Source organism: Paenibacillus massiliensis 2301065 = DSM 16942 (genome assembly GCF_000377505.1).
GTDB classification, from domain to species: domain Bacteria; phylum Bacillota; class Bacilli; order Paenibacillales; family Paenibacillaceae; genus Paenibacillus; species Paenibacillus massiliensis.
In genome coordinates, this window is the sequence record NZ_KB898204.1 from 1 (window position 1) to 10,959 (window position 10,959).

The 10,959-nt window shown below is 47.7% G+C and carries 11 protein-coding genes; 2 read left to right on the plus strand and 9 right to left on the minus strand.

Features of this window, described 5'->3' with window-relative positions:
* Positions 1-737 precede the first annotated feature (737 nt).
* The 7 genes from D328_RS0125465 to D328_RS0125495 form a co-directional block, all read right to left on the minus strand.
* Positions 738-1,742 carry an ornithine cyclodeaminase family protein gene (locus tag D328_RS0125465; protein WP_018887875.1) on the minus strand — a complete coding sequence of 335 codons (1,005 nt, stop codon included), beginning with the start codon at positions 1,740-1,742 and terminating at the stop codon, positions 738-740.
* A gap of 384 nt (positions 1,743-2,126) precedes the next feature.
* Positions 2,127-3,140 (minus strand): metallophosphoesterase family protein, encoded by a 1,014-nt coding sequence (locus tag D328_RS0125470; RefSeq protein WP_018887876.1) that lies wholly within the window; start codon positions 3,138-3,140, stop codon positions 2,127-2,129.
* Entirely contained in the window at positions 3,140-3,475 is a 336-nt protein-coding gene (locus D328_RS0125475; RefSeq protein ID WP_018887877.1) for a DMT family transporter, read from the minus strand. Before D328_RS0125475 ends, D328_RS0125470 begins: the two co-directional genes overlap by 1 nt.
* Positions 3,476-3,479: 4 nt before the next feature.
* Positions 3,480-4,238 (minus strand): HAD family hydrolase, encoded by a 759-nt coding sequence (locus tag D328_RS0125480; RefSeq protein WP_018887878.1) that lies wholly within the window; start codon positions 4,236-4,238, stop codon positions 3,480-3,482.
* A 144-nt stretch (positions 4,239-4,382) separates the two neighbouring features.
* Positions 4,383-5,765, minus strand: coding sequence for an ABC transporter substrate-binding protein (locus D328_RS0125485; RefSeq protein WP_018887879.1), 1,383 nt, complete (start codon positions 5,763-5,765; stop codon positions 4,383-4,385).
* Between the two features lie 75 nt (positions 5,766-5,840).
* Positions 5,841-6,761, minus strand: a complete 921-nt coding sequence (locus D328_RS0125490; RefSeq protein ID WP_018887880.1) for a carbohydrate ABC transporter permease — start codon at positions 6,759-6,761, stop codon at positions 5,841-5,843.
* Positions 6,761-7,636, minus strand: coding sequence for a carbohydrate ABC transporter permease (locus tag D328_RS0125495; protein ID WP_018887881.1), 876 nt, complete (start codon positions 7,634-7,636; stop codon positions 6,761-6,763). The genes D328_RS0125490 and D328_RS0125495 overlap by 1 nt, the downstream gene beginning before the upstream one ends.
* A 207-nt stretch (positions 7,637-7,843) precedes the next feature.
* Here D328_RS0125495 and D328_RS0125500 point away from each other — a divergent pair, with 207 nt between their 5' ends.
* Positions 7,844-8,425, plus strand: a complete 582-nt coding sequence (locus D328_RS0125500; RefSeq protein ID WP_018887882.1) for a GbsR/MarR family transcriptional regulator — start codon at positions 7,844-7,846, stop codon at positions 8,423-8,425.
* A 228-nt stretch (positions 8,426-8,653) separates the two neighbouring features.
* Positions 8,654-9,148 (plus strand): cell wall hydrolase, encoded by a 495-nt coding sequence (locus D328_RS30500; protein WP_018887883.1) that lies wholly within the window; start codon positions 8,654-8,656, stop codon positions 9,146-9,148.
* A gap of 78 nt (positions 9,149-9,226) precedes the next feature.
* Here D328_RS30500 and D328_RS0125510 read toward each other — a convergent pair whose 3' ends face one another.
* Both D328_RS0125510 and D328_RS0125515 read right to left on the minus strand, forming a co-directional pair.
* A complete protein-coding gene (locus D328_RS0125510; protein WP_018887884.1) occupies positions 9,227-9,982 on the minus strand; it encodes a hypothetical protein in 756 nt (251 codons plus the stop codon).
* Positions 9,983-10,311: 329 nt separating this feature from the next.
* Entirely contained in the window at positions 10,312-10,653 is a 342-nt protein-coding gene (locus D328_RS0125515) for a zinc ribbon domain-containing protein YjdM (protein WP_018887885.1), read from the minus strand.
* Positions 10,654-10,959: the final 306 nt, after the last annotated feature.

The window sequence follows — 10,959 nt, forward strand, 5'->3', positions numbered from 1 at the left end:
CGCCGGAGGGTTCTTCACTGTTGTCCCAAGTTCTGCACAGCTTCCTTGGCCTTCGTCCATTGTCACGAGACTCGGCTCCCTCTTTTCCCCTTCGCAGGTCCTTTTTGACGACGCGGCAGGATTCACTTGATGTTGCGGCCTGGGTTGTCGCTCGCCCGGTCTCTGACCGGTACTTTTGTCGATGCGCTTTTACACACAGATTTCACCATGCGCAAGCATCCTAGCTACAAGGGTGGCTTGGCCCCTCCCTTGGTTGGACTTTCACCAACTAGATAATGCGTGCCTCTGGGCACGCTAACAAACAAAAGCAGCCGATCACATAGATCTGCTGCTTATTTGTTAAAAGCCCATATACTATTTGTTTTTCAGATCAATGGTGTCCACATTAAGTTAGGAAAAAGACAAATTAATATTGGGACAAAATATTCGTTAATACATTTCCATCAATGTTCCCACCGGTTAACACAAGGGCTACATTTCTACCTCCAATAGGTTCTTTATAATCCCTAATTGCTGCAACAGCAATACCCGTAATAAGGCCACCACCGCCTACGGGGATTACTATGGTGTCAATATCCTCATTATAACAGTGACATGATCTATCCCAAGAAGGGATGCGGCGTAGCTTACAGAACCCCCATGGTTGCCCGAAGAAATTGCGGCTACACCAGTGATTCTTGATTCGATCATATGCATTTTTCACATTTTCATAGCTAAATGTCGTTTCTCGTTCTCCCTTAGATTTCAAAGTTAACTCCGAGATTTTTCTTCTCTGCAGTCCGTAAAGCCATTTTCGCTACATATATATCGAGAATCGCCATACCTGTGGCATCAAAAATTGTAATTTGTTCGTTACTAGTTCTACCCTTCATTTTTCCCAGGATCAAATCACCGATTTCACCAGATATATTGCTCTCTGTAATCTTGCCTTCTTTTAGCGGCATTTCAATTTCGCCAACTTGTATACAGTGTTCTTTATCATCTAAGAAAAGGCGAGCTTCTGAAACCAGACTAGAATCAATCTCCTGTTTTCCAGACATATCTGCTCCTATGCAAGAAATATGTGTACCTTTTTTTACCCATTCCCTTTTTATTATGGGGGTTCTTGATGGTGTCACTGTAATGATGATATCACTCTGCTTCACTGCTTGTTCTAGAGAACCCACCTCCTCAAACAAAATTTTTTCTGCGTTTATTCCAAACTCATGTAGAAGTCTGCTCGAAATGGTATCAACGAATTTTTTTAATTTCACTTTGTCCCTACCTGCGACCCGGACCATTTTCAAATTGGGAAGTAAAGACAAGGCACATGCAATTTGATAAATAGCTTGGTTCCCAGAACCTACTACAAGAAGCTTTTCAGAGTCTTTTCTAGCTAAATATTTAGCTCCGATCGCTCCAGAGGCTCCTGTTCGTATTCCTGTAATAAATGCTGCCTCGGTTAACCCTATAGGTTTTCCTGTCTCAGCATCAAATACAGTTATTAGGCCCATCAAAGTCGGCATTTGCTTCATTTCATTGTCAGCGAACCATGTAACTGTTTTATGTCCAAATACCTTATCGCTCTTGAGATAGCCTGACTTGATGTCCATATCTGCCTTCCCCGGAACAAAATCATAAAAGATGGTTGGCCAAGTCTCCGTGTTGTTTTCACTTTTAGCTTTGTACACCGTCTCAACAAGATGGATAACTTGCTGAACGTTCAGTTCTTGTCTAAGATCCTTATCACTTAGAAAACGCATCTGTTATTCTACCTCCATAGTCAGATCATCAAAAAAAGCATTAAATCTCATCCCTCCTATATACATAGGCCCTAACGGGAGTGAGACTTAATGCTTTTAATCGTGTTTACCTGGGGATAAAAACAAGCACTATATCATTTTTATTTGTATTATTATACTGAAACATTGTTGAATTCACAACATTATTTCAATACCCAGCTTGATCGCTATTTCCTCAGATGCATTTATAGAGGTTGGCCTCCACATGTCTTAATGATAAAGGAATTCACTGCTAGCTTTCAGAAAAAACGTTCCCCTTAGAGCAAACTAATGACTTCTCCCAAATTGCATCTGTCACCATTAGGCGGTAACAAGCCGTTGTTCCATTTATTCAAGCTCAATGCTCTAGAGAGTAGACTCCACCTCGCGGCTAACGGGGTAACTCACCGTGTACTCGACTCCCTCAAGCCAGCAGCCCTGCACAAAATCCCGGCCACGTACGATCACACGATCCTCATAGATCTCAACATGTAGACCTTGGCTCCCTTCCAGATATTCATCCTCATCCGTCCAGAGATAGGCTACCGAGGCTGCATTGAACATGCTAGGCCGTTGCTGGTCGTCGCCATAGCGGGTACGCTCGTTATCCAGTGTCCAATGTGTATGCCCCGTGAACAGCATCACCTGTGGATAGCGGTTCAGCACCGCCTTCAGCTCCGTATCCTGCTTGACACCGTACCAGCCCTGCTCCTCCATAGAACCAGCTACTGTATTCAACAGCGGCTGATGCAGGAAGACAAAGATCGGGCGATTCGGGGCAGCCTTCTCGGCGAGTGTCGTCTCCAGCCATTGCAGCTGTGTGCTGCTCATCTCACAATCCTTGGGATGAGGCTGCTCAGTGCCCAGGAATATGAAATGATAACCGTCGATCCAATGATCATGATACGGTGCCAGCGAACCTGTCTCCTCCAGGAACATTCCGAGCCGCTGCTCCCAGAAGTCGCCAAGCTGCTCTTCCTGCATAGGCGCTTCGGCACTTTTCGCCATGGCTTCCTGCACCCATGCATGAATCTCCTGACTGCTCATACTCATCAGATCGGCTGGGTGCTCCTCCACCACTCCGATGCCTACGTCATGATTGCCCAGGGTGTATCGAATTGTTGGCAGGAGAGTACGATAGGACTTCAGAATTCGATGCAACTCGTGATACTCCCCCGGTCTCCCATGATCCGTCACATCTCCAATATGCATAATCCCACTGCTTCCCTCACTGAAGGAGAGTAGATCCGTTAGGGCGCGCTCCAAATGAAGATTATGGATATGCTGTGGCTCCTCCGTGATATGAGTATCCGTGATAACCTGAAACGTTGCCAAAGGCTTCATTTGCCTTGCATGGTGAATTGCTGCCTCGTCCTTCATCAAGAATTCCCCCATTTCAATCCGATGACCCCAATTAGAATGAATCCCATCCATACCAAAGACATTGCTCTTAATCGTTCGCCAAATACAAAATGATCAAAAAGACCGATCAGCGTAATACCTACCCCTGACCAGATTGCATAAGCTACACCGAGAGGTATATGCTTCACGGCGAAATTCAGCATTGTAAAGCTTGCACCATAACAGACAAACATCAGCACCGATGGCCATAGCCGTGTAAAACCGCCTGACAGCTTCATCATGATCGTGCCGCTGATTTCCAGTGCAATCGCCAGAGCAAGCAGGCCCCAGCCAATATAATTTTGATTTGTCATCCTGTTAGTCGCCTTCCATTAGCTCAATAAATGAATGAATGCTGGCGTCCGCCAGCGACAATCGCTCAGGTTCCCCAATTCCAACCTTCCATAGTACGCCAGCCTGAATTCCCATCTCCATATCGCCGTCTGTGTCCCCGATGACAAGTGCCCGCTCTGCCGCTACCTTCATTCGTTCACAGGCAAGTAGCACCATATCAGGAAACGGCTTGCCTCGCTCCACCTGATCATTACCGATAATGACCTCGAAGTATTCCTCGATTCCCAGCCAGCTCAAGTGTCGCTCTGCCTGACTGGTCTCGTCCGCAGTAACAATACCCATGGGAATCCGTGCCTTCCGGCAATGCTCCAGAAATTCGCGGGCACCCGGCATCAGCCTGACAGGGCGAGTGCGCTCCAGCTCCAGCTCTGCATGGTTCAAGCTCTGTGACACCATCAGCTTCGCCTCGGCCCAGGATACGCCAGCTCGATAGCCATGCCATGTGAGTACAGCCTCTACTTCTCCCATGCTGCCCATCGCAAGCGGCCCGCGAGCATCATAACCGATCACCCGCCCCTGTTCATCGTGCTCTGTTCCCCAGATTGCAGGGAGTGCTTCCGCAGCGAGCAGCCGTCCTTGGCGGGCCAACTCCTCCTGAAAGCAAGTCAGCACGACATCAGTCCAATGGCCCCAGAGATATGTGAAATCCAGCAATGTGCCATCCTTATCGAACAACACTGCCTCCACTGGCGCTGGAGCACCAGGGATTATCAGCTTTGACATGTACCGCACTCCTTCCCCATCCGTCACAAGCAGCCATCAGCTAAGCAATATGTGCTCCATATCGCATCACCGATGGCTGGCTCATGTATTTCACGCTTGCTTTAAATTACATATGGACTTGCTTGCTTTACCTTGCTTGCTTATTTACTTATTCAGACGATCCAGCTCTTTCTGTGCCTTTTCTTTCGCTTTCTTCAATGCTTCAGCCGCTGGTACATTATTGATCTGCACTTCATCTGCCGCATCCTTCAGTGCTTCATTAATCTTGCCGCCTGTAGGGTCCTGGAATGGCGATGAGCCATGAGCAGCCTGTTGCAGCGGTACTGTAATCTGTGGATTCTTCGCGCTGAATTCCTTGAAGGCAGGATCTTCCTGCGCAGATTGTCTAACTGCAATGTAGCCTGTGTTCATCGACCATTGGGCCGTGTTGGAAGCTTCAGAGAAATACGTCAGCCATTCGAAGGCTGCTTGCTGCTGCTCTGGGCTTGCTTTTGCCAAAATCCCTGCCATACGTGCTTCTGCCACTGGCTTACCTTGTCCGATACCTTCCCAGCCCGGCTGTTCCATTGCAGCTACGATGCTGAAGTCCAGATCTCCCTGATCGCCACTGGAGCCTGTATAGCCTGCTGCTTTGTTCTTCAAGACATCATCAATCGTCTTATACCAATATTCCCAGCCTTGTCCGCCGTATTGGATGCCCATGATCTTGTCCTCATGAATCCATTTGCGGAACAGCTCCCAGGTCTCCACCCATTCCGGGGAATCAATCATCACAGTCTTGCCATCATCACTAAGGATTTGGCCACCTTTGCTGAACACAGCATCAATCATATTATCCTTGCCCCACATTGGCTCCCAGCCATAGAATGTGGTTTTCCCATTCTCCTGCTTGGTCATCTTGGCTGCAGCGTCAGCCAGGGCTTCCCAAGTCGTCAGGGTGGCAGGATCAATGCCATGCTCCTTCAGCGTGTCCATGCGATAGTACATCACTTGTGTCGTTCCATACATGGGTAGGAAATATTGCTTTCCATCTACTTGGCCCTGCTGCAGGAAGGTCTGTACGTAATCCTCTTTATTAAATTCAGGATCGGCAGCAATCAGGTCATCCACCGAAGCATAGTAGCCTTTGCGCGCCCAATCCACGTTGGAGCCAAGCACGGCAGCAGGTACTTTGCCCGATGCAATAGCTGCCTGAAGCTTCTGCTCGGTCTCCGTATAGTCAGCCTGTACGATACCCTTTACCACAACTTTATCTTGCGAGCTGTTGAAGTTGTCGATCATCTTCTTCATATTGTCGCCCAGGTTGCCCCCGAGGCCATACCAGAACTCGATCTCTACCGGAGCCTGTGCGGCTGCCGGCGCATTCGATGGACTACTGTTCGTTGCTGTATCAGAAGTTCCTGCCGTAGAAGCACTTCCACACGCTGTGAGCAGGGCAAAGCTCGAAGCCAGCACCAGCGACGTACCTCTCTTCCATTGCTGTGACCACATGGTGCGCATGTTGCTGTACAGATGATTCCACTTCATGAATAATATCCCCCTATGTGAATTGAAATTGATACTTCGCGAATACACTTCATTCTTGCTCGTGCCTGTTACGACTTAATTCTTGTTCACGCCAGCCGTGATATTAACGCTCTCCATAATCGTCTTCTGGGTGAACACGAAGAGCAGCAGCAGCGGCGCAATCGTGAAGGCTCCAGCAGCCATAATCTGCGGCCAGGCCAGCCCATAGGCTCCACCCTCAACGAAGAAGCTTCGTAAGCCCGCTGACACGAGCTGAAGATTTGGGTCCTTCGTAATCAGCATGGGCCAGAAGTAGTTGTTGTACTGCTCGATGAATGTGATCAGGACCATTACCGCAAAAGTCGAGCGAATCAGCGGCGCCACAATCGTCCACAAAATTCGGAAATGTGAAGCCCCGTCCAATTGCCCCGCCTCAACAAGCTCATGCGATACCTGAAGGAAGGCTTGGCGGATCAGGAAAATCGAGAATACACTGACACAGTTGGACAAAATCAATCCTGTATAGGTATCCAGCAGCTGCAGCTTGCTTAATATCAGATAGCTCGGCAGGTAGACTGCCGTGCTCGGAATCATATATCCGAGCAGCACGATACCTGTCAGCAGACCCTTCAGACGGAATTGCATATGCGTCAGGGCATAAGCCATCATGCTGGAGTTGATCACTTGTAGTACACAGATCGCAGCAGCTACGCCGATGCTGTTCAACATATAACGAGCGAACGGAGCCGCATGCCAGGCATCCAGATAGTTGCTCCATCGGAATTCCTGTGGCCAAAAGGTTGGCGGGAACTGCCAAATCTCATCATTCGTCTTGAAGCCACTGGTGACCATCCAATAGAATGGAAAGGCCATTGCCAGACTGACCGCCGCCAGCAGGATATAACGCAGAAGATTTAGAAGCCGCTCCCGGTTGAACCAAGCCAGCTTCCGCGGACGACCTGTCGCTTGGCTCGGCGCCTGCTTCGGTAATTTTTTAGGAATCACGGTCATGTTCATCAGTAGTGCACCAGGCGTCTGCCCAGCAGGAAGGAGATTCCTGACAGGAGTACGCAGATCAGAATAATGACTACCGCAATAGCCGAAGCCTCACCTACATTGAAGGATTCAAATGCGGATTGATAATACATATAGAGCAATGTCCGGGTTGCCCCTGCCGGTCCACCTTGAGTCATCACGTTAATCTGGTCATAGGCCTGCAGGGATTGAATCGTCAGAATGATAGACAAGAAGAAGGTCGTAGGCGAGATCAGTGGCAGGATAATGGCTCTGAATTTGTCCCACCAGCCAGCCCCATCAATGCCTGCCGCCTCCAGCAAGTCTGCCGGAAGATTACGCAGGGCCACGAGATAGAACACCATACACCAACCAATGGATTTCCACAGAGTGACAATTAGTACAGCGACTAGCGCCCAATCTCCATCACGAAGCCAGCTAATAGGAGAAGCACCGAACCAGCCCAATAACAGATTGGCCAGACCTACCTCCGGCTCAAAGATCCAGGACCACGCAATGGACACAGCCACTGTCGGGGTAACCCATGGTGAGAAAAGCAGCATTCGGAACAGGCTTCCTCCCTTCATCTTTCGGTTCATGAGCAATGCTAGTCCAAGCCCGCCTACCATCGTCGGAATGACACTGCCAAGCCCGAATAGAAGTGTTACCCGCAAGGCCTGATAGAAATCCGAGCTCGTAAATAAATATTGATAGTTCTCCCAACCGACGAACAGTTTGTCGGGACTCATGAAATCCCACGATGTCAAGCTTAGGTATACGATGTAACCCAGCGGCCACAGCCAGAATAGCAGCAATGGAAGAAGCGCCGGCAGAGTGAACATTACAGCCTCCGTCTCCTTCATCAGCCTTACTTTCATATTCAATCACGTCCTTAAGTTTTAACTTTTCTGTTACCAACAAGTTAATCGGCTGTGTTGGATGACTTTTTTCTTGTGTACAAAAATGATTGTACGATGCTTTTGATAAATGTAAGCCTGACTTATGTTAAAATAACGGGTGTCCATGTAAAAATTTTTTCCCAAATATTGCAGTATGCCTGCTAACTCCCCCCTCGAGGTGACCTTATGAAGGATCAAAAGGCCTTGACACCGGATAACTCCGGGCTAAGTACTACACAGAAGCATCGTACAGAAATGATTGAAGCGATTGCGAGCACAATGGATTTGTATGGCGTGAACCATACGTTTGGCCAGCTATACGGGATTATGTATTTTGAGGATCGACCGATGACCCTCGAAGAAATGAAAGAAGCCATGCAGATGAGCAAGAGCAACATGAGCTATGCCGTGCGTGCCCTGACTGAATCCCAAATGATCTATAAGCTGGAGGAGAAGAAGGAACGGAAGGACCTGTATGTAGCTGAGACTAACTTCTACCTGACATTTCAAAATTTCTTCGGGGATAAGCTGCAGCGAGAGGTGGATGTCATGACGCACAGTCTCCAGCAGGTCAAGCCAGAGCTGATTGAATTCATTCTATCGAGAGAGACGTCTTCCACGGAGCGTGAGACGGCTTTGCAAGATTTACACAAGCTTGAGCAGGCGGAGCAATATTACAAATGGCTGCAGGGCTTTGTGGATCGACTGCGTGAGGGTGATTTTTTCGAAGATGAATCTGTGATGCAGAAACATCCTACAGAGGACTAATATATACAGGCGTACAGGCTGCCGTCATGTCACGCTGGACTGACTTGCCGAACTCTTGTCCAGGCCCGAGTGCTACATAGTGCATGCGGGCTTTTTTGCATTTTGTGCATTTACCGTGAAATCTATATGTATACCTCTAGGCAAATTAGTTGTAATTCCCTCTCACAAATCTCCTTATATAGTGAACGTCTCTACTAGACGCTCCAGATTCAAAGAGGGGGAATAATCATGGCAATTGGTGATGCATTAACTTCGAAATCTCAGCTTAAAGGACGCGACAGCGTGGATCTGTTGGCTAGAACACTCTATGGAGAGACCCGAGGTGACTCCGCTTCTCGCGTAGGTGTAGCCTATGTCATTTCTAATCGTAAAAGCAACAAGACTTACAACGAATTCAAAAATCTCAACACGATTGAGGCGGTTGTGCTTCATCCGTATGCCTTCAGCTGCTTTAACGATAATGATCCCAACCTTGCTCATTGTCTTCGGCCTGATACCAGCAGCGCAGCCTGGAAGAACATCGTAAATCTGGCCTCCAATCTTAGCAACTCTGCCAACCCGATCGCCGCAAAATGCTTCTACAACACAAACAAGAGATTCGAAGAGCTGAGCTACACCCAGAACGGGAAGCTTTATTATAAGTTCCCTGGGGGAAGCACGGTCCAGATTAGCTCGAAAATCTCGATTGGTGCGCATATGTTCTTTGATTACATTGTGAATTAAGAAGTACGTAATAATAGAGACGGCCTTAGTCCCCGATATTTGAGACTAAGGCCGTGTTGGCATATGTTATTAGCCATATTAGGACTCGACAGGCTTCACTTCGATCTGATCCACTACGAATTGATTCTTGGCATCATCGAACTTATATACGACGTTAATATCACACACATACATGGGGGATACGCCGACAGAGCCCGGTATATACAGCTTGATTGACTGCCCCTCTAAGGAATAGAGCACAACACCACCGAAATAAAGCTCCTCTTGATCGACTGTTGTTGCAGCATCTAGTGGATATTCGAGCTTGTATTCCTGGCCTTGCGTCTTCACTGTAATCCCTAATGTACCATCGGCTTGTTGGGTTACATGGGATTCAATCTGTTCCGCAACAATATCCTCATAGCCCTGTACCTGGATCTCGGTAGCGTCCTTGGCATCCACCACATGAATCTCATAGAGGCTCAGCCCTGTCCCTCGTCCGGTCTGGATGATGATGACAGCTTCCTCTTGACCATCTCCTGTAAGATCCGTATAGAATACCTGGGGGTCAGTTCCTGTATTGGGAATCTGCCAATCCCATTCCTTTTGTACTCCATTGATCTCCAGCGTTACCCCTTCAATCGCATGCCCCGTGTCCTTCTTGGCATACAATTTTACTTGTCCATCTGCAGAAGCCGCTATCCATTCGTCATGCTTCTCTTGCTCCAGTTGCATCGACACGTGCTTGCTGGGGGACTCTTCTGGCTCTGGTGCAATTGGGGCCACCTCTTGTGAGCTGCACCCCGACAGCATGATAGCGCCAAGCACGAAGGCTGCGCCTACTTTTCTTATCAACACAATAATCTCCTCTCCTGACTAGCTAGCATTTTGCATAATTCGATCTGGAAAAATTATACCAAAACCAAAAAGAAGAAGAATGACATGTGAATGACAACATTTTAAAATAAAGTTAAATTTATGTTAACAAGCTGTCTGTCTGCTTCACAATATCAGCTCAAGTCGCTGCCTTCACCATTTGAACGTGTGATGTCGCCTAACACAACTAACTTAGCTTTCACAAAGCACAACAAAGCACAGGCCAAATGCCTGTGCTTCCTATCGTCATAGTTAATTTATATGGTACATTCCCTACCTCGCCTAATTCCCTGCGGTGTCACCGGCGATTAGATTTTCTTCACGAATTCGGACTTCAGCTTCATGGCACCGAACCCATCAATTTTGCAATCAATATCATGATCCCCATCCACCAGACGGATACTCTTCACCTTCGTACCGATCTTTAGGACAGAGGAGCTGCCTTTAACCTTCAGATCCTTAATAATGGTTACGGAGTCTCCATCCTGCAATACATTGCCATTGGCATCCCGTACAACCTTCTGCTCCTCAGCACCTTCACTCTCTGCACCCGGAGTCCACTCATGAGCACATTCCGGACAGATCAGCAGGCTACCATCCTCATAGGTATAAGCTGAATTACATTTCGGACAATTCGGTAAATCTATCATCTGTCTATCTTCCCCCATCTCTCAGCTCAACAGCCATGCACAACATCTGACATTACAGGCCTGTCTATTATTCTACCTAACCATTCTACAATCTGTATCTGGACGATGCAATGACAGTCCGCTCTACTCTCTTAATAGTTCTGTTTTAGAGGTCTGACTTCTGGTTCTGGCTTTAGAACTGACTTCAGATCTGGCTTTTGAGCCAAATAAATTTAAGCAAAACTTAAAAATCACGATAATAATAAGTAAGGTATACTGATTTAGATTAGCAAAAGAACCCAATCCGCAGCTACCCCATACTCGTGG

What these genes read in the sequence shown, in the direction of transcription:
- D328_RS0125465 (WP_018887875.1), bottom strand. Translation starts at nt 1,742, where the DNA reads ATGCGTTTTCTAAGTGATAAGGATCTTAGACAAGAACTGAACGTTCAG.
- D328_RS0125470 (WP_018887876.1), bottom strand. Translation starts at nt 3,140, where the DNA reads ATGAAGGACGAGGCAGCAATTCACCATGCAAGGCAAATGAAGCCTTTG.
- D328_RS0125475 (WP_018887877.1), bottom strand. Translation starts at nt 3,475, where the DNA reads ATGACAAATCAAAATTATATTGGCTGGGGCCTGCTTGCTCTGGCGATT.
- D328_RS0125480 (WP_018887878.1), bottom strand. Translation starts at nt 4,238, where the DNA reads ATGTCAAAGCTGATAATCCCTGGTGCTCCAGCGCCAGTGGAGGCAGTG.
- D328_RS0125485 (WP_018887879.1), bottom strand. Translation starts at nt 5,765, where the DNA reads ATGAAGTGGAATCATCTGTACAGCAACATGCGCACCATGTGGTCACAG.
- D328_RS0125490 (WP_018887880.1), bottom strand. Translation starts at nt 6,761, where the DNA reads ATGAACATGACCGTGATTCCTAAAAAATTACCGAAGCAGGCGCCGAGC.
- D328_RS0125495 (WP_018887881.1), bottom strand. Translation starts at nt 7,636, where the DNA reads ATGAAAGTAAGGCTGATGAAGGAGACGGAGGCTGTAATGTTCACTCTG.
- D328_RS0125500 (WP_018887882.1), top strand. Translation starts at nt 7,844, where the DNA reads ATGAAGGATCAAAAGGCCTTGACACCGGATAACTCCGGGCTAAGTACT.
- D328_RS30500 (WP_018887883.1), top strand. Translation starts at nt 8,654, where the DNA reads ATGGCAATTGGTGATGCATTAACTTCGAAATCTCAGCTTAAAGGACGC.
- D328_RS0125515 (WP_018887885.1), bottom strand. Translation starts at nt 10,653, where the DNA reads ATGATAGATTTACCGAATTGTCCGAAATGTAATTCAGCTTATACCTAT.